Origin of the sequence: uncultured Flavobacterium sp. (genome assembly GCF_963925415.1) — a bacterium.
Taxonomy (GTDB): domain Bacteria; phylum Bacteroidota; class Bacteroidia; order Flavobacteriales; family Flavobacteriaceae; genus Flavobacterium.
Genome location: NZ_CAWUTS010000026.1, coordinates 1 through 20,315, shown reverse-complemented (window position 1 = coordinate 20,315; position 20,315 = coordinate 1). Strand labels below are relative to the sequence as shown.

At 31.2% G+C, this 20,315-nt stretch carries 10 protein-coding genes and 1 pseudogene; 1 reads left to right on the top strand and 10 read right to left on the bottom strand.

Features of this window, described 5'->3' with window-relative positions; translation table 11 throughout:
• Positions 1-146: 146 nt before the first annotated feature.
• The 7 genes from AABM47_RS01730 to AABM47_RS01700 all read right to left on the bottom strand — a co-directional run bounded on the left by AABM47_RS01730 (position 147) and on the right by AABM47_RS01700 (position 10,909).
• Complete coding sequence (locus AABM47_RS01730) at positions 147-2,411, bottom strand: aconitate hydratase (protein ID WP_338409197.1); 2,265 nt, start codon at positions 2,409-2,411, stop codon at positions 147-149.
• A gap of 277 nt (positions 2,412-2,688) precedes the next feature.
• Positions 2,689-3,642, bottom strand: a complete 954-nt coding sequence (locus AABM47_RS01725) for a MoxR family ATPase (protein ID WP_338409196.1) — start codon at positions 3,640-3,642, stop codon at positions 2,689-2,691.
• A 41-nt stretch (positions 3,643-3,683) separates the two neighbouring features.
• Positions 3,684-5,054, bottom strand: coding sequence for a peptidylprolyl isomerase (locus tag AABM47_RS01720; RefSeq protein WP_338409195.1), 1,371 nt, complete (start codon positions 5,052-5,054; stop codon positions 3,684-3,686).
• Entirely contained in the window at positions 5,038-5,889 is an 852-nt protein-coding gene (locus tag AABM47_RS01715; RefSeq protein WP_338409194.1) for a hypothetical protein, read from the bottom strand. Before AABM47_RS01715 ends, AABM47_RS01720 begins: the two co-directional genes overlap by 17 nt.
• Positions 5,890-5,893: 4 nt before the next feature.
• Positions 5,894-7,861, bottom strand: a complete 1,968-nt coding sequence (locus tag AABM47_RS01710) for a peptidylprolyl isomerase (protein WP_338409193.1) — start codon at positions 7,859-7,861, stop codon at positions 5,894-5,896.
• Between the two features lie 155 nt (positions 7,862-8,016).
• Positions 8,017-9,969 (bottom strand): OmpA family protein, encoded by a 1,953-nt coding sequence (locus tag AABM47_RS01705; protein ID WP_338409192.1) that lies wholly within the window; start codon positions 9,967-9,969, stop codon positions 8,017-8,019.
• A 10-nt stretch (positions 9,970-9,979) separates the two neighbouring features.
• Positions 9,980-10,909 (bottom strand): type IX secretion system membrane protein PorP/SprF, encoded by a 930-nt coding sequence (locus AABM47_RS01700; RefSeq protein ID WP_338409191.1) that lies wholly within the window; start codon positions 10,907-10,909, stop codon positions 9,980-9,982.
• 213 nt (positions 10,910-11,122) lie between these two features.
• Between AABM47_RS01700 and AABM47_RS01695 the strand changes: the two genes are divergently transcribed.
• On the top strand, positions 11,123-12,712 hold the full coding sequence (locus AABM47_RS01695; RefSeq protein ID WP_338409190.1) for a peptide chain release factor 3: 1,590 nt from the start codon (positions 11,123-11,125) through the stop codon (positions 12,710-12,712).
• Between the two features lie 156 nt (positions 12,713-12,868).
• Here the strand turns inward: AABM47_RS01695 and AABM47_RS01690 are convergent, their stop codons facing one another.
• From AABM47_RS01690 to rpoB, 3 genes and pseudogenes are all read right to left on the bottom strand, one after another.
• Positions 12,869-13,180 carry a DUF3467 domain-containing protein gene (locus tag AABM47_RS01690; RefSeq protein ID WP_338409189.1) on the bottom strand — a complete coding sequence of 104 codons (312 nt, stop codon included), beginning with the start codon at positions 13,178-13,180 and terminating at the stop codon, positions 12,869-12,871.
• 93 nt (positions 13,181-13,273) lie between these two features.
• A pseudogene (gene rpoC, locus AABM47_RS01685) lies at positions 13,274-17,583 on the bottom strand (DNA-directed RNA polymerase subunit beta').
• A 98-nt stretch (positions 17,584-17,681) separates the two neighbouring features.
• The coding region (gene rpoB, locus AABM47_RS01680; RefSeq protein ID WP_338409188.1) for a DNA-directed RNA polymerase subunit beta at positions 17,682-20,315 on the bottom strand (2,634 nt) is incomplete at its 5' end.

Sequence of the window (20,315 nt, the reverse complement as noted above, 5' to 3'; positions counted from 1 at the left end):
TGATTATAATTCAAAACTAAAAAGGCCGCCCTCAATAAAAAATGAAGGCGGCCTTTTTAATATATTAAAGTACCAATTATTTTTGAACAAAAAAAAACCCTAACTATTATTAAAGAAAGGGATATTTTTTGTTATTTAGGAAAAAATTAGGCTTTCCCTGCTGCAATTAAATTTAAAGCAGAACCTGCTTTAAACCATTCTATTTGGCTGTCATTGTATGTATGATTTGAAAGAATTAAATCTTTTGAACCATCTGCATGAACAAATTCTAATGTTAAAGGTTTACCTGGAGCAAAAGAAATTAAATCTAAGAAGTTGATTGTATCATCTTCTTGTATTTTATCATAATCAGCTTCATTTTTAAAAGTTAAACCAAGCATTCCTTGCTTTTTAAGGTTAGTTTCATGAATACGAGCAAATGATTTAACCAAAACAGCTTTTACACCTAAAAATCGTGGTTCCATTGCAGCATGTTCACGAGAAGAACCCTCACCATAATTATGATCACCCACAACTATTGTAGGAACACCTGCTGCTTTATAGGCTCTTGCTGTTGCAGGAACAGTATCAAAGTTACCTGTTAATTGATTTTTAACTTTATTAGTTGCTTGACCAAAAGCATTTACTGCTCCAATCAACATATTATTTGAAATATTATCTAAATGACCACGAAAACGCAACCATGGCCCTGCCATTGAAATATGATCAGTTGTACATTTTCCAAATGCTTTGATTAACAATTTAGCACCTGTAATGTTTTTTTCGTTCCAAGCATCAAAAGGTGTTAGTAATTGTAATCTGTCTGATGTTTCAGAAACCGCTACTTGAATAGCACTTCCATCTGCAGCTGGAGCTTGAAAACCTGCATCTTCTACATCAAAACCTCTTTTTGGCAATTCATCACCATAAGGGGTTTGTAGCATTACTTCTTCCCCTTTGTCGTTAATTAAGGTATCTGTTAAAGGGTTAAAATCTAACCTTCCTGAAATTGCTAAAGCTGCAACCATTTCTGGTGAAGTTACAAAGGCGTGTGTATTAGGGTTACCATCGGCACGTTTAGAAAAATTTCTATTAAACGAATGTACAATGGTGTTTTTTTCTTGTTTGTCTGCTCCTGCTCTATCCCATTGACCTATACAAGGTCCACAAGCATTTGTGAAAACTTTAGTTCCCATTTTTTCAAAAGTAGCTATAATACCATCTCTTTCTATGGTAAATCTAATTTGTTCTGAACCTGGATTTATACCAAATTCAGCTTTTGGAGTAATTCCATTATCAACAGCTTGTTGAACTATAGATGCAGCTCTTGACATATCTTCGTAAGAAGAGTTTGTACAAGACCCTATTAATCCCCATTCAATTTTTAGTGGCCAATCGTTGGCTTTTGCTTCCTCTTTCATTTTTGAAATTGGAGTACCTCTGTCTGGCGTAAAAGGGCCGTTTATATGTGGTTCTAATTCTGATAAGTTAATTTCTATTAATTGGTCAAAATACAATTCAGGATTTGCATAAACTTCAGAATCTGCTGTAAGATAGTCAGCTACTTGATCAGCTGCATCTACAACATCTTGACGACCAGTTGCTGCTAAATACCTACGCATAGAATCATCGTAACCAAAAGTAGAGGTTGTAGCTCCTATTTCGGCACCCATATTACATATTGTTCCCTTACCGGTACAAGACATTGATGTAGCTCCTTCTCCAAAATACTCAACTATAGCACCTGTACCACCTTTTACTGTAAGAATATCAGCAACTTTAAGAATTACATCTTTAGGCGCTGTCCAACCTGATAATTTACCTGTTAACTTAACTCCAATTAATTTTGGAAATTTTAATTCCCATGACATTCCAGACATTACATCAACCGCATCTGCTCCACCAACACCAATTGCTAGCATACCTAATCCACCTGCATTAACAGTATGAGAATCAGTACCGATCATCATTCCTCCTGGAAAAGCATAATTTTCTAATACAATTTGATGTATAATTCCAGAACCTGGTTTCCAAAAACCGATTCCGTATTTATCTGAAACAGATGAAAGAAAGTCAAAAACCTCTTTAGATTGATTATTTGCCAAAGCTAAATCAGATTTAGCACCATCTTTAGCTAAAATTAGGTGATCACAGTGAACGGTAGTTGGAACTGCAACAGTTTTTTTATTGGCATGCATAAATTGCAACAAAGCCATTTGAGCTGTTGCATCTTGACACGCTACTCTATCTGGAGCAAAGTCAACATAGTCTTTACCTCTAGCAAAAGCAGTTGATGGAGATCCTTCCCAAAGATGGGAATATAATATCTTTTCCGACAAGGTTAATGGATGTGCTACTATTTCACGAGCTTTATCAACTCGTTCTGCCATAGATGCATATACTTTTTGAATCATTTTAATATCAAATACCATCGTATAATTTAGTTTAATTATTTGTTTTACAAATTTACGAAAACGTTATTCTATTTAAAAATATTTATCAAATAATCTTCAACAGGATTGATGTATTGTTAAATCGACATTTAAAACAATATAAATTACTAATATGATATTATTTTGGGTGTAAAAATGAAATTAATTAAATATGTTAAGGATTAATTTTATTACTAAACATAAATAGCACTATATTTATTTTATCTTTTAAAATTTACAGCTTAAATGTTCGAGTAGATTAATTATTTTTTAACATTTAAAACAATCTTTCTATAATCATTTCTTCTGTTATACCCTCGGCATCAGCTTTATAATTTTTTACAATTCTGTGTCTTAATATACCTTTTGCAACAGCTTTTACATCTTCAATATCTGGTGAATATTTACCCTTAAAAGCTGCATTAGCTTTTGCGGCCAATATTAAATTTTGCGAAGCTCTTGGGCCTGCTCCCCAATCAATATAAGTTTTTACAAATTCGGTCGCGAGCGGATTATCTGGTCTGGTTTTACTAACTAGCGTAACGGCATATTCAATTACATTATCGGCTACAGGAATTTTTCGAATTACGTTTTGAAAATGAATAATATCTTGAGCTGTAAACAAGGGGTTTACTTGAGGTTTATTATTTGAAGTAGTTGCTTTAACCACATCAACTTCTTCTTGAAAACTAGGGTAATCTAATTTAATGGCAAACATAAAACGATCTAATTGTGCTTCTGGTAATGGATATGTTCCTTCTTGCTCAATAGGGTTTTGTGTTGCTAAAACAAAATAAGGTAAATCTAATTTATAATGATGCCCAGCAATGGTTACTGAACGCTCTTGCATAGCTTCTAAGAGCGCTGCCTGAGTTTTTGGGGGCGTTCTGTTAATTTCATCTGCTAAAATAATATTAGAAAAAATGGGGCCTTTTATAAATTTAAACTGACGGTTTTCATCTAATATTTCACTTCCTAATATATCTGAAGGCATTAAATCTGGTGTGAACTGAATTCTTTTAAAATTTAAACCTAATGCTTGAGAAATTGTATTAACCATTAAAGTTTTAGCTAATCCTGGCACTCCAACTAAAAGAGCGTGTCCGCCAGAAAAAATACTCAAAATTATTTGATTCACAACAGCATCTTGCCCAATAATCACCTTAGCAACTTCTTTTTGAAGCTCTTGTTTTTTTTGAACCAGTAATTCTAATGTTTCAACGTCTGACATATGTGTTTTTGTAAAGTGGTTTTTAATTGCTAAAAATAATATTAGTTTACATTTTGCTTCAACCAATCACTTGCAAATTCACAGTCACGATACTCACCATTAATTTTAATATAGGTTTGACTAATTTTTTCTTTTGTCCATTTAGAAACAGTAGTAATTTGTTTATCCTTTAAAGCTATCTCTTTTATTTTAATAAAATCTTTAGAAAAATCTGCTGTATGTTCGTCAGATCTTTCATTGATGTTTATTATTTTAAAAAACTTTCCTTCGCCTGCAATTTCATCGGTGATAACTCTTGAAATTTCGTTAACTTTTAATTCCGATATTTCATTATATAATGATGGATCCATTTTGGTAAGTTCAAATTTTGGTTCAAGTGTTTTTGGATTTAATAAAATTCCACCATTATTTTTTGTTTCTTTTTGATCTGAAAAAGATTTTGCTGCTTCAGAAAAAGTAAGTTCCTTACTTATTATTTTTGCTCTAATATTCTCAATTCTAGTTTTTGCTTCATTAAAGGATGCTTCACTTACTTTTGGGGACATTAATATATGTCGTAACTCAATTTCTTGACCTAAAATACGCTCAACTTTAATTATATGATAACCGTATTCTGTTTTAAATGGATCTGAAATTTCGCCTTCTTGAAGACTAAAAGCTACATCTTTAAATTCTTTTACAAATTGAGTTTTTTTATTTATTTTATAATAACCTCCATTTGACGCAGAAGCTCTATCTTCAGTATATAAAACAGCTTTTGTAGTAAAGCTAGAGCCGTTTTCTAATATGTCTTTTTTAATATCTAAAAGTTTATTGATTACTTTTTGATTTTCTTCTTCCGAAATTATAGGTTTAGTAATGATTTGTGCAATTTCAACTTCAGCACCAATAGCAGGAAGGTCTTCCTTAGGTATTTTATTATAAAACGTTCTTACTTCTTCGGGTGTGATTTCTATATCATCGACAATTTTTGCATTCATTGCTGATACCAATTTGTTCATTTTGATGATGTCAAAGAAATAGTTTTTAAATTCATCAAGATTTTTTTTATTGTAATATTTTACAACTTTATCAACACTTCCTAATTGCTCAGTCATTACGCCCAATTGTTCATCCATTACATTTCTTACATCGTCATCCGAAACGATTAAGCTGTCTTGAATGGCATGATGAGCGTATAAACGATCTTCCAAAAGTTTACCAAGCAGTTCACATCTTGTTACATCTTTACTTGAAATACCTTGAGCTCTTAACTCTATCAACATTAAATCGATATCTGAATCTAGAACTACATAATCACCTACTACAGCAGAAACACCATCAATTTTTTGTTTTTTTGGTTGAGCATATAATGCTGTTGAAGCTATAATAACAAGGGCTAAAAGATTTTTTATTTTATTTGTATATTTCATATTTTTTGTCTTTGAGAGCATCTTTTGTAATGTCTTTTTGAAATTTATTTATTAATTCTATTTTACGTTTATTTAGGATAACATTTTTTAATGTTGGTTTTATATATTGAAAGGGTGACACTTGATTTCTTTCAATATAATTAGATGTTTTAATAAAAAAAACATCGGTTGAATCTGTGAATTTCATTATTCTATCTTTTACTATGTAATTCTCTTTGTTTTCAATATTTATAAATGAAAAATTTTCATAAATTTGGTTCATATCAATCCAAATAGAATCGTTGAAAGCATAACTTTTTAATTCAATTGCATTTTTTTTTAATACATCTTTACTTTCTTTTGAGCCTTTTGCAAAATTACTTGAAAGTAATTTAAGTTTTAAACTGTTTTTATTTACCTGAATATAACTCAATTTTACAAGTGCTGTATTTGTTTTAAATTTTTCTTTATTATGTTCATAATAGCTACTCAATTCTTGTTCTGAAACTATTGTGTCAAATGATTTGTAGACTAATTGCTCTATGTATGCTTTTAAGTATAAGTCTTTTTTATATTGATCTACAAGATTATTTAATTCCGCTTGTTTTTCATCAGATAAATTTACTTCAGCTGCATTATAAAGTAATTTTTGAGAGGCCCATCTATCTATAAAATCGTTTACAATAACAATACTGTCTTTTTTTGTTGTACCAAAAGGCACTAAATCTATAAGGTCTTCTTTTACTAATATAAAATTACTTACTCGCGCTATTATACCATTGTCTTCTTTGATTGTTTCTTTTTTACAAGAAAAAAAAACAAAAAGTATTGTTGCAACCAGAAGTTTTAATTTCATAATGCTATTTTAATAGTATTTTTACTTTTTCTAAAACCTCTTTATTCACCTTGATTGTTACGTCATTTTTTAACTCATTAACCCAATTGGAATCTAAAAATTGTTGATAATCATTAATTATTTTACCTTTTGCATCTTCGAATTTTTTAGGCTCCGAATCTGTTATTTTTGAAGTATTTAAAAAGAAATAATAATCTCCTTCTTTTACTATTTTAGATCTTTCAACTTTATATTTAATGCTTTTGGGCAAAAACTTATCCCCTTCTTCAAACAAACCTGTTTGAACCATTATGTTTACTTTACCATCTTTGTTTAATTCGTTTTTAATAAATATAACTTCTTTTCCCTTTTCAACAAGTTTTAAGGCTGCTTCTAAATCTGATCTATTGGTTGAAGAATAAATATCTGCTTGAATTCTTTTCTTCCATGTATAGTTTGCTTTATTGTTTAAATAAAATTCTTTTTGACCTATAGTATCTGATTTAGAACGATCCCATATTTCTTTTTCCATCAAATCAAATAGCAATAAACCGTCTCTATATTCTTCCATTATGTTTTTAAATTCAGAAAATTCATTTTCTAAATTGGAATCATAATATTCTTTTAAATTAACATCTATAAATAAAGCATAAAAATGATCCACAAGTGCAGCAACTGGTTTAATTTGAAGATTTTGTTTTTGCATTGTTTGTAAGTACTGTAAAAATACAGATGCTTTTATTTTTAAATCATTATTAATAACTAATAAATCTATATTGCTTTCTTTCAACACATCTTGCGAAACTTCCCAAACTTGATTATAAAAAGTATCATCTACTAAACTTTTAACTAATTTCATCACTTTATCATCAGTAGACGAAGTATATTTTTTGTTTAATTTATCGCTTAAAGAATTTGAAATTAGTTTAGATCGGTCATCTCTTCTGATTTTATTTTCCAATTCATATTTTGCCTTTTCATAGGTTTCAACAGAATGCTTTTCAATTAATTTGACAATATGCCATCCGAAATTTGATTTAAATGGTTCTGAAGTTTCATCAACTTCTTTTAAAGAAAAAGATATGTTTTCAAATTCTATTGAGCTCAATTGCCCTGCACCAAAACGATTTAAAACACCGCCTTTATCAGAAGACGATTTGTCTTCAGAAAATTGTTTTGCTAAGGCATCAAATTTTTCTCCTTGTTGCAGTTTTTGATATATTTCATCTATCGTATTTTTTGACATGTCAGAACCATCATCAGCTTTCTTGTCTAAAACCATAATATGAGCAACTGTAACCTCACCTCTGTTGTCTCTAGCATCTGTTACCTTAATTAAATGATAACCAAAACGAGTTCGTGTTGGTTTTGAAACAGATCCAACTTTAGTGTTATAAGCGGTAGACTCAAAAGGGTAAACCATTCTAAAAACAGAAAAATAACCTAGATTTCCTTTATTATCTTTTGCCGAGGGGTCTTGAGAATAAGTTTCTGCAGCCTGTTCAAAAGAAAGTCCTTCGCTTATTTTATTTTTTATTTCTAAAGCCTTATTATAAGCGATCAATGTGTCAGCAGGCAAAGCAAATTCATCCAATAAAATTAAAATATGTGATGCTTTTATTTCCTTAAGCGAACGTTGATAAGCTTCTGTTTTTAGAACTTCAGTTACCTTAGAGTCACTTGTGTAGTTTTTTGAAAGCTGTGTTCTGTATGAAGCTAATTCATTTTTGTATTTCAGGCTGTTTTGAAGTCCTATCTTATACGCTTTTTCAACTTTAAGTTTATAACCTAAAAATAAATCGAAATAAACATCAATGTTTTTTTGCGAATCATCTTTAACCAAGTCTATATTTTTGTTATAAACCCTAATAAACTCTTCTGTAAAATAAGGTTTATTATCAATTGAAAATAATTCCTCATTTTTTATTTCTTGAGAAAAAACTTGATTAAAATTTAACAGTAAAAATAATCCTAAAACAAAATAGTTTTTCATATTCTTTAATTAATTTAATAAAATGTAACAATCAACAAAAATAATAATTCAAAGTTATTAATCAAGAATAACTTAATCTATTAACAAAAAATTATACCAAAAAAAACAACTAAGATATTAATTTATATGTAAATATTAAATACCACCTGTATTTTTTATAATTTAAGCACTATAAATTCACTACGTCTGTTTTGTTGATGTTGCTCTTCGGTGCATGTAGAATAATTTGTAGGCTCACATGTACATCCATTTATTAATTGACTTTCTCCAAATCCTTTACTAGATAATCGGTGCTTTTGAATTCCATTTTTCACAAACCAATCCATGGTCGATTTTGCTCTTTTATTTGATAAAATTAGGTTGTATTTTTCTGTTTGGCGGCAATCTGTATGAGACCGAATGTCAATTTTCATAGTTGGATTTGATTTTAAAATTTCTAAAATCAATTCTAACTGAATTTCTGCATCTTTTCTGATGTATGATTTGTCCAAATCAAAGTATATGATTTTAAAAGCTAACAAAGTGGCTAAATCATCATTTTCATGGACTTTAATACTGTTTTTATTCAATGGCAATTCAACAAAAACTTCACTGTTTTTACTAGAAAGACTAATTTGCTTTTCATTTGAAGAATATCCATTTGAACCTATTGCTCTTAAAATATATATTTTATCACATGCTATATTAAAAATAAAACTTCCTAAATCGTTTGCAGTTGTTTGTTGTACTTCTAAAAAGTTTTCATCAAACAAAACAAGAGCTGTGTTTGGTAGTTTTTTATTGCTTATTGCATCTATAACAATTCCTGATAATATATATGTACAATTAAACACTAAGGGTTTAATTTCTTTTAATTTATAAATATCATCATATCCTTTACCATCTGGTCTATTTGAAGAAAAAAATCCTCTTTTTGTTTCTGTGTCAATTAAAAAGGCAAAGTCATCGTTTGAACTGTTAATAGGTTTTCCTAAATTATAAACTTCATTAAAGGATCCGTTTTTTTCAATTTTAGAAACAAAAACATCAAAACCACCTAAGCCTTGGTGGCCATCAGACGCAAAAAATATTTCGTTTTGATCGCTTATAAATGGAAATGATTCTCGTGCTTCAGTATTTATTTTTGTACCTAGGTTAATTGGCTTTCCATAATTTTGTCCATCTATTGAAACTTTATACAAATCTGATGCACCAATTGAACCCGGCATATCTGATGCAAAATATAGCGTTTTCTCATCTGGTGAAAGTGCCGGATGTGCCACATTATATTCATTATTATTAAATGGCATTTCAACTATTTTTTGCCATTTTTCGTCAATAAATGTGGCTTTAAAAATTTTTAACAATACTGCTTTTTTACTGCTTTTTTTCTTTTTGCCATCTATATAATTATTCCGGGTAAAGTACATGGTTTGCATGTCTTTTGTAAAAACGGCTGAGGACTCATTGTATTTAGATTCTACTCCTTTTAAAAATGCTGTTGCCGCAGCTACATTTCCATTTGTTTTAATATTGGATTGATATAAATTTGTAAAAGATTGATTGGTCCATTTATGCTTTCTGCTAAAAATTTTTGAGGTATCTCTTGCAGAAGCAAAAACAAGAACATCACCAAAATAAGCAGATCCATAATCTGAATATTTTGAGTTTATTGAATCTGCATTTTCAATTGTATAATGGCCCGAATTTTTATCAATTAGGTTTAAATAATCATTTTCTAACCTATACTTTTTTCCTCGACTATCTGTTAAATTTGTAGCCCTAAATTTTTCAAACATTATATTGGATTTCTCATAATCTCCAATAGATTTTAAAGCATGAGAAAATCGAAAGTAATATTCAGGGTCTAATGGTTTTTCTAAATCTATTAATTTTTGATACCAATAGGCTGCCTTGTTTAAATTTGAATTAAAATAATAGGCGTTTCCAAGTTTTTCAAAAATTTCGGCTGACACATATCCTTTATTAGCTACTTTTTCATAAATTGTAATAGCATCTATATAGGCATATGAATTAAATTTTTTATCTGCATCAATTAATTGACTTTTTTGCCCATATACTGAAACCGAGCAAATAAAAAGAATTGATAAAATTATACGTGTTTTCATGCTATGTACTTTAGAAAAATCGAGGTGAAACAATTCGATCAAAATGATTAAAAAATTCGTACCGCAAGAAAATTTCATGTGAACCTGAGTTATAGTTTCCAATATTTGTGGTATCAAAATCATAAGCATAACCTACAAACCAACTTTGGTTTACTTGAAAACCTAACAGCGCACTTAATGCAGCATTAAAACGATAGGCTAATCCTAAATTAAGCTTTTCTTGAATGAGTATGTTTGCCGAAACATCTAATTGAAGCGGAGCACCTTGAACTATTTTTGTTAAAAAAGCAGGTTTAAATTTCAGGTTTGGGTTTAGATCAAAAACATGACCTCCAATTAAATAATAATGCAAACGTTCTTTTGCTAAAAAAACTGAATTTGAATTTGAAATGCTTTCATCAAAATGTTTGGTTTCAAAAAAATTTGGAATTGACAAGCCAAGATAAGATCTGTTGGAATACAAATATAATCCTGCACCAATATTTGGTGAAAACTCATGGTCTATGTTATTTTGAATTGTTAAATCTTCGGCGTTATAAATATTGAGTTGTGTAAAATCAATATTTAATAAATTAGCTGTAGCTTTTACTCCAAAAGCTAATTTAAAATTTTTTGATGTGCGAAAAAAATAAGATATATCTGCAGAAATACTTGAATCGGTTAACGGACCAATTTTATCATTCATAAAAGACAAGCCTAAACCTATATTAGAATTATTAATAGGCCCATTAATTGAAGCAGTAGCTGTTATAGGGGCTCCATCTATTCCTAGCCATTGATTTCGATACAAACCAAAAATGCTAATTACTTCTCTAGAACCTGCATAAGCGGGGTTTACATGTATTGTATTATACATATATTGAGTAAACTGAGCATCTTGTTGGCCAAACAACGCTAAACTCATTAAAAATACAATTACTATGAACGATTTTATTTTCATTTACAAGCCATTTCTCAAATACAATTTGATGCATTTCGATATAAAAATACAGAAAAAGTATCAATTGAATCAAAATTTAGTTAAAAATAATAAAGCTCAATAAACTATACAATGTGATTTTATTGTTTTAAACAACGCTATCAATTAAAACATTATAACTTTTAATGGTTAAATTCACATTGATTTTAATAAATTTGCATCTTTATTATTATTATGAGTTTAGAAAAAGAAATTTTAAGAAGAAGAACATTTGGAATTATTTCACATCCCGATGCTGGAAAAACAACCTTAACCGAAAAGCTATTGCTATTTGGAGGTGCCATTCAGGAAGCAGGAGCCGTTAAAAACAATAAAATAAAAAAAGGAGCAACTTCTGATTTTATGGAAATTGAACGTCAGAGAGGAATTTCGGTTTCTACTTCGGTTTTAGCTTTTATATATAAAGACAAAAAAATAAATATATTAGACACTCCTGGGCATAAAGATTTTGCTGAGGACACCTTTAGAACCTTAACAGCAGTTGACAGCGTAATCGTTGTTATTGATGTTGCAAAGGGAGTTGAGGAACAAACCGAAAAATTAGTTGAAGTTTGTAGAATGCGAAAAATTCCTATCATTGTTTTTATCAATAAAATGGATAGAGAAGGAAAAGATGCTTTTGACTTATTAGACGAAGTAGAACAAAAATTAAAACTAACGGTAACACCTTTGAGTTTTCCAATTGGAATGGGTTATGATTTTAAAGGAATTTATAATATATGGGAAAAAAACATCAATTTATTTTCGGGTGATAACCGCAAAAATATTGAAGACACTATTGCAATTTCCGATTTAAGCAGTCCCTTATTAGATGAGTTAATAGGTTCAAAGCCAGCAAAAAATTTAAGAGAAGACATAGAATTAACAAGTGAAGTTTACCCTCAGTTTGATAGAGATGCATACTTGGGAGGAAATTTACAACCCGTTTTTTTTGGCTCGGCTTTAAATAATTTTGGTGTTCGAGAATTATTGGATTGTTTTGTTGATATAGCCCCGTCTCCAAGACCTAAAGAATCTGACACAAGATTGGTTGATCCAAATGAGCAAAAGCTAAGTGGTTTTGTTTTTAAAATTCATGCAAATATGGATCCTAAACACAGAGACAGATTAGCTTTTATTAAAATCGTATCGGGTACTTTTGAACGAAACAAAGCCTACCATCATATGAGGCTAAATAAAAACCTCAAATTTTCGAGTCCTAATGCATTTTTTGCCGAAAAGAAAGAAATAGTTGACATTTCGTATGCCGGTGATATTGTTGGGCTACATGATACAGGTAATTTTAAAATTGGAGATACACTCACAGAAGGTGAGTTAATGAATTTTAAAGGTATTCCTAGTTTTTCACCAGAACATTTTAGATACATCAACAATGCTGATCCTTTAAAATCTAAACAATTAGAAAAAGGAATTGACCAATTGATGGACGAGGGTGTTGCTCAATTATTTACGCTAGATTTGAACGGAAGAAAAATCATTGGAACTGTTGGAGCTTTACAATATGAGGTTATTCAATATCGATTAGAGCATGAGTATACCGCTAAATGTACCTATGAAAATTTTGCTGCGTATAAGGCATGTTGGGTTAAACCAAATGATCCAAAAAACGAAGAGTTTTCTGAATTTAAACGAATTAAACAAAAATTTTTAGCTAAAGATAAATATGGTCAATTGGTGTTTTTAGCGGATTCTGAATTCTCTATACAAATGACCAAACAAAAATTTCCAAGTGTAAACTTATTTTACACTTCAGAAATTGATTAAAAAAAATAAAAAAACCACATCGCAAATGATGTGGTTTTTTTATACTAATGTCTGTCTTGTCCTAAAATAGTGATACACAAAAAGTATCCAAATAGAAAACCTTAAAAAAATCGCTATGTAAAGCGTACACAAAAAGACTACACCATGTTTTTCAAATTAAGCCTGTCCTGCTGGACCAAAATTTAGAGGGATTTGCGGAGCATCTCCTTCTTTTATTTCACCATGAGCAGCCTCAAATCTATGAATGTTTTCGGCCAAGGCTTTTAAAAAACGTTTAGCATGCTGTGGTGTTAATACAATTCTCGATTTAACTTTTGCTTTAGGCACTCCGGGCATCATAGTTACAAAATCTACTACAAATTCTGAATTAGAATGGTTGATAATTGCTAAGTTTGAATAAATTCCTTCAGCTATTTTTTCATCTAGTTCAATATTAATTTGGTTTTGCTGTGGATTGTTCTCGTTCATGATTTTATTTTTTTTATGGTATTAAACAAAAAACCATGAGTTTATCAATTAAGATATATCCTCATGGTTTTTTAAATTATATAAGTCTATAACTTAATAGTTATACGTTTCTTTTACTGAAACCATGTCGTTATATTCTTCACTAGACCCTACAATCATATCGTCATAATCTCTCATACCTGTTCCGGCAGGAATTCTATGACCTACAATTACATTTTCTTTAAGACCCTCTAATGTATCAATTTTACCTGCAACAGCAGCTTCATTTAATACTTTAGTTGTTTCTTGGAAAGATGCAGCTGATATAAACGATTTTGTTTGTAACGATGCTCTAGTAATTCCTTGAAGGATTGGCGTAGCGGTTGCTTGAATAATATCTCTTGCGGCAACTATGTTTTTGTCATTTCGTTTTAATAACGAATTTTCATCTCTTAATTGTCTAGCAGAAATAATTTGACCTGCTTTTAAGTTTTCAGAATCACCTGAATCTTCAACAAATTTCATTCCGTATAATTTATCGTTTTCACGAATAAAATCACTCGTATGAACCAATTGATCTTCAAGCATTAATGTATCTCCTGGATCTTGAATTCTAACTTTTCGCATCATTTGACGTATTACTACTTCAAAGTGTTTATCGTTAATTTTTACACCTTGAAGACGGTACACTTCTTGAATTTCGTTTACTAAATATTGTTGAACAGCAGAAGGTCCTTTAATTCTTAAAATATCTTCTGGAGTAACAGCTCCATCCGAAAGTGATGTTCCTGCTTTAACAAAGTCATTTTCTTGAACTAAAATTTGATTCGAAAGTTTAACTAAATATTTCTTTACTTCACCAAATTTAGATTCGATAGCAATTTCTCTGTTTCCTCTTTTAATTTTACCAAATGTAACAACACCATCAATTTCTGAAACTACTGCAGGATTTGAAGGATTACGAGCTTCTAATAGTTCCGTAATTCTTGGCAAACCTCCTGTAATATCACTTGATTTAGAAGAACGACGTGGGATTTTTACAAGAATTTTTCCTGCTTTAATTTTTTCGCCATCATCTACCATAAGGTGAGCTCCAACTGGTAAGTTATAAGAACGAACTAATTCACCATCTTTAGCATAAATTAATAAAGTTGGAATTAATTTTTTACTTCTAGAGTCTGATATTACTTTTTCTTGGAAACCTGTTTGCTCATCAACTTCAACCATGAACGAATGTCCTTGCTCAATATCTTCATAAGCTACTTTACCGGTAAACTCTGAAATTATAACTCCATTATAAGGATCCCATTTACAAATAATAGTATCTTTAGTTACTACATCTCCGTCTTTAACAAAGATTGTAGATCCGTAAGGAATATTATGCGTATTTAAAAGAATACCTGTTTTAGATTCAATTAATTTTAATTCAGTAGAACGAGAAACTACAATGTCAACTGCTTTTCCTTCAGCATCTTCACCTTTAACCGTTTTTAAATCGTCTAATTCTAAACGTCCTGCAAACTTAGTTTTAATGCTTGATTCTTCTGAAAGTCCACCGGCAACTCCACCAACGTGGAATGTACGAAGAGTTAACTGTGTACCTGGTTCTCCAATAGATTGAGCAGCAATTACACCCACCGCTTCACCTCTTTGTGTCATTTTGCCTGTTGCAAGGTTTCTTCCATAACATTTAGCACAGATTCCTTTTTTAGCTTCACAAGTTAAAGGAGAGCGAACTTCTACTTTTTCTATTGGTGATTCTTCAATTCTTTTAACATGAACGGCTACAATTTCTTCACCTGCATAAACGATAATATCGGTTGTTAATGGATCAATAACATCTTGCAATGCTACACGACCTAAAATTCTATCACCTAGGCTTTCAACAATTTCTTCATTTTTCTTTAAAGGAGAAACTTCAATTCCTCTTAAAGTTCCACAGTCTACAGAGTTTACAATAACATCTTGAGATACATCATGTAATCTACGTGTTAAGTATCCTGCATCTGCAGTTTTAAGGGCAGTATCGGCAAGACCTTTACGTGCACCGTGAGTAGAAATAAAGTATTCTAAAATAGAAAGACCCTCTTTAAAGTTTGAAAGAATTGGATTTTCAATAATTTCACCACCACCAGCTGTAGATTTTTTAGGCTTAGCCATTAATCCACGCATACCAGTTAACTGACGAATTTGTTCTTTAGAACCCCTTGCTCCAGAGTCAAGCATCATATACACTGAGTTAAAACCTTGTTGGTCTTCTCTAATGTTTTTCATTGCTAATTCTGTTAATTGAGCATTTGCAGAAGTCCATATATCAATAACTTGGTTGTAACGTTCGTTATTAGTAATAAGACCCATGTTATAGTTGACAGAAATAGCGTCTACTTGAACACGTGCATCAGCAATTAACTGACCTTTTTGTTCTGGAATTCTAATATCACCTAATGAGAATGATAATCCACCTCTAAAGGCAAATTTATATCCCATGTCTTTAATATTATCTAAGAATGCAGCTGTTATAGGCACATTCGTAGCGTTAAGAATTTTATGAATAATATCTCTTAACGATTTTTTTGTTAAAACTTCATTTATAAAACCTGCAGCTTCTGGAACAACTTCATTAAATAAAACTCTTCCGGCTGTAGTTTGAATAATTTGATAAACTAATTCACCAGCTTCGTTAAAATCTTTTGCTCTTATTCTAACTTTTGCATTTAAGTCTAATTTCTCTTCATTTAATGCTATGTTTACTTCTTCTGCTGAATAGAACGTTAAACCTTCTCCTTTAATTTTTACTTCAGGAGTTGAAATACGTTCTTTAGTCATATAATATAACCCAAGTACCATGTCTTGAGAAGGTACCGTAATAGGGGCACCATTCGCAGGATTTAAGATATTATGAGAAGCCAACATTAACAATTGACATTCTAAAATAGCTTCAGGTCCAAGTGGTAAGTGAACGGCCATTTGATCCCCATCAAAATCGGCATTAAAGGCAGTACACACTAAAGGGTGTAACTGAATTGCTTTACCTTCAATTAATTTTGGTTGGAATGCTTGAATACCAAGTCTGTGCAATGTAGGAGCACGGTTAAGCATAACCGGGTGACCTTTAATTACGTTTTCTAAAATATCCCAAACAACTGGTTCTTTTTTATCTATAATTTTCTTTGCCGATTTAACCGTTTTTACGATACCTCTTTCAATCAATTTACGGATAACGAAAGGTTTGTATAATTCGGCTGCCATATCTTTTGGCAATCCACATTCAAATAATTTTAATTCTGGTCCAACAACAATTACAGAACGAGCAGAATAATCTACACGTTTTCCTAGTAAGTTTTGACGGAAACGACCTTGTTTACCTTTTAATGAATCTGATAAAGATTTTAAAGGTCTGTTTGATTCTGTTTTAACAGCAGAAGCTTTACGCGTGTTATCAAATAGTGAATCAACAGATTCTTGCAACATACGTTTTTCGTTTCTTAAGATAACTTCTGGAGCTTTGATTTCCATAAGTCTTTTTAAACGATTGTTACGAATAATTACACGTCTGTATAAATCATTTAAATCTGAAGTTGCAAAACGACCACCATCTAAAGGTACAAGAGGACGTAATTCTGGTGGAATAACCGGAATTGCTTTAAGAATCATCCACTCAGGGCGATTTTCTCTGTTTTTATTAGATTCTCTAAACGCTTCTACTATTACAAGACGTTTTAAAGCTTCTGTTTTACGTTGTTTAGATGTTTCGTTGTTAGCAGCATTTCTTAATTCATAAGATAATGTTTGTAAATCGATACGCGCTAATAAATCCATAATACATTCAGCACCCATTTTGGCGATAAATTTATTAGGATCATTATCGTCAAGATATTGATTTTCCATAGGAAGCGTATCTATTATATTTAGATATTCTTCTTCTGTTAAAAAGTCCAATCTTTTTAATTCTTCACCATCAACATTTTTTGCTATACCCGTTTGAATTACTACATATCTTTCGTAGTAAATAATCATATCTAATTTCTTAGAAGGTAAACCTAAAATATATCCTATTTTATTTGGCAAAGATCTAAAATACCAGATATGAGCTATAGGCACAACAAGGTTGATGTGTCCTACTCGATCTCTACGTACTTTTTTTCTGTTACTTCAACTCCACAACGGTCACATACGATACCCTTGTAACGAATTCTTTTATATTTTCCACAAGCACACTCATAATCTTTTACTGGACCGAATATACGCTCACAAAAAAGACCATCTCTTTCTGGTTTGTGTGTACGATAGTTAATGGTTTCCGGCTTTAAAACCTCACCTCTTGATTCTCCTAAAATTGCTTCTGGAGAAGAAAGTCCTATCGTGATTTTATTAAATCTCTTGATTGGATTACTTTTGTTGTCTCTATTTCTATTGTTCATCATAGTCTTACTATTGATTTTATTGAAACTATTTTTTAAGTATTCAGTGTTCAGTATATAGTGTTCAGTAAACTGATTACTGAACACTGATAACTTTTTTTTTACTCTTCTAATCTAATATCTAAACCAAGTCCTTTTAATTCATGCATTAATACATTGAATGATTCTGGTAATCCTGGTTCTGGCATAACTTCACCTTTTACGATTGCTTCGTAAGTTTTAGCTCTACCAATTACATCATCAGATTTAACGGTCAAGATTTCTCTTAATGTACTTGATGCACCATAAGCTTCAAGTGCCCAAACTTCCATCTCTCCAAAACGTTGACCTCCAAATTGTGCTTTACCACCAAGAGGTTGTTGTGTAATAAGTGAGTATGGACCTATAGAACGAGCGTGCATTTTATCGTCAACCATATGTCCAAGTTTTAACATGTAGATAACACCTACTGTTGCTGCTTGATGGAAACGTTCACCAGTTCCTCCGTCATATAAATAGGTATGACCAAATTGAGGTATACCAGCTTCTTCGGTTAGTTCATTAATTTGGTCTATTGTTGCACCATCAAAGATTGGTGTTGCAAATTTTCTACCTAATTTTTGACCTGCCCATCCAAGAACTGTTTCATAAATTTGACCAATGTTCATACGAGAGGGTACTCCAAGAGGGTTTAATACAATATCAACAGGTGTTCCGTCTTCTAGGAATGGCATATCTTCATGACGAACGATACGAGCAACAATACCTTTATTTCCGTGACGACCTGCCATCTTATCTCCTACTTTTAGCTTACGCTTTTTAGCGATATAAACCTTAGCTAGTTTTAAGATACCTGCTGGCAATTCATCTCCAACAGTGATCGTAAATTTTTCTCTTCTTAACCAACCTTGTAAATCGTTTAATTTGATTTTATAGTTATGAATTAAGTCGTTTACTAATGAATTTGTATGATCATCAGTTGTCCATTGACCTTTAGTTAAGTGAGCAAAATCTTCAACTGAAAATAACATTTTTTGTGTAAATTTTTTACCTTTTGGCAATACTTCTTCACCCAAATCATTCATTACACCTTGAGAGGTTTTTCCGTTAACAATAGTAAATAATTTATCGATAAGTTTTTCTTTTAACTCGTTTGATTTTACATCAAATTCGGTTTCAAGTTTGTCAATATCTTCTTTATCTTTTGTACGTTTACGCTTATCTTTTACTGCTTTTGCAAACAATTTTTTATCTAAAACTACCCCATGTAATGAAGGTGAAGCTTTTAATGAAGCATCTTTTACATCGCCTGCTTTATCTCCAAAGATTGCTCTAAGTAATTTTTCTTCAGGTGTAGGGTCAGATTCTCCTTTAGGTGTAATTTTTCCAATAAGAATGTCGCCAGGTTTAACTTCGGCACCAATTCTTATCATTCCATTTTCATCTAAATCTTTTGTTGCTTCTTCACTTACGTTTGGAATGTCATTAGTTAACTCTTCGTTACCTAATTTAGTATCTCTAACTTCTAATGTATAATCATCAATATGAATTGATGTAAAAATATCATCACGAACTACTTTTTCTGAAATAACAATTGCATCCTCAAAGTTGTAACCTTTCCATGGCATAAATGCTACTTTAAGATTTCTTCCTAATGCTAATTCTCCATTTTGTGTAGCATATCCTTCACAAAGTACTTGTCCTTTAACAACTCGATCCCCTTTTCTTACGATTGGTTTTAAGTTAATTGAACTACTTTGATTGGTTTTTCTAAATTTAATTAGGTTATACGATTTTTCATCTGAATCAAAACTTACAAGTTTTTCTTCTTCAGTTCTATCGTATTTTATAGTAATTGAATTTGCATCTACATATTGAATGATACCATTTCCTTCTGCATTGATAAGTACACGTGAATCTGAAGCCACTTGTCTTTCTAATCCAGTTCCTACAATAGGAGCTTCTGGACGTAATAAAGGTACGGCTTGACGCATCATGTTTGAACCCATCAAGGCTCTATTTGCATCATCATGTTCCAAGAATGGAATTAATGAAGCCGATATAGATGCAATTTGGTTAGGTGCAACATCTGCATAATGAATTTTAGATGGCTCAACGACTGGGAAATCTCCTTCTTCACGAGCAATAACTCTCTCTGCTAAAATTTTACCATTTTTGTCTATTTCAATATTTGCTTGAGAAATCATTTTACCTTCTTCCTCTTCAGCACTTAAGTATATAGGCTCATCGGTTAAATTAATAACTCCATTGTCTACTTTACGGTAAGGTGTTTCAATGAAACCCATTCCGTTAACTTTTGCATAAACACCAAGTGACGAAATAAGTCCGATATTTGGACCCTCTGGAGTTTCAATCGGACATAAACGACCATAATGCGTATAGTGAACATCACGAACCTCAAATCCTGCTCTTTCTCTAGATAAACCACCTGGTCCAAGGGCAGAAAGTCTACGCTTGTGCGTAATTTCTGCTAATGGATTGGTTTGATCCATAAATTGAGATAACTGATTGGTTCCAAAGAATGAGTTAATAACAGATGATAATGTTTTTGCATTGATCAAATCAATTGGAGTAAACACCTCATTATCTCTAACATTCATTCTTTCGCGAATTGTTCTTGCCATACGAGCAAGACCTACACCAAATTGTTGAGATAGTTGTTCTCCAACAGTTCGTACACGTCTGTTTGATAAGTGATCAATATCGTCAATATCTGCTTTTGCATTTATTAATTC

Coding starts and splice junctions, on each gene's coding strand:
- AABM47_RS01730 (WP_338409197.1), bottom strand. CDS start 2,411: ATGGTATTTGATATTAAAATGATTCAAAAAGTATATGCATCTATGGCA.
- AABM47_RS01725 (WP_338409196.1), bottom strand. CDS start 3,642: ATGTCAGACGTTGAAACATTAGAATTACTGGTTCAAAAAAAACAAGAG.
- AABM47_RS01720 (WP_338409195.1), bottom strand. CDS start 5,054: ATGAAATATACAAATAAAATAAAAAATCTTTTAGCCCTTGTTATTATA.
- AABM47_RS01715 (WP_338409194.1), bottom strand. CDS start 5,889: ATGAAATTAAAACTTCTGGTTGCAACAATACTTTTTGTTTTTTTTTCT.
- AABM47_RS01710 (WP_338409193.1), bottom strand. CDS start 7,861: ATGAAAAACTATTTTGTTTTAGGATTATTTTTACTGTTAAATTTTAAT.
- AABM47_RS01705 (WP_338409192.1), bottom strand. CDS start 9,969: ATGAAAACACGTATAATTTTATCAATTCTTTTTATTTGCTCGGTTTCA.
- AABM47_RS01700 (WP_338409191.1), bottom strand. CDS start 10,909: ATGAAAATAAAATCGTTCATAGTAATTGTATTTTTAATGAGTTTAGCG.
- AABM47_RS01695 (WP_338409190.1), top strand. CDS start 11,123: ATGAGTTTAGAAAAAGAAATTTTAAGAAGAAGAACATTTGGAATTATT.
- AABM47_RS01690 (WP_338409189.1), bottom strand. CDS start 13,180: ATGAACGAGAACAATCCACAGCAAAACCAAATTAATATTGAACTAGAT.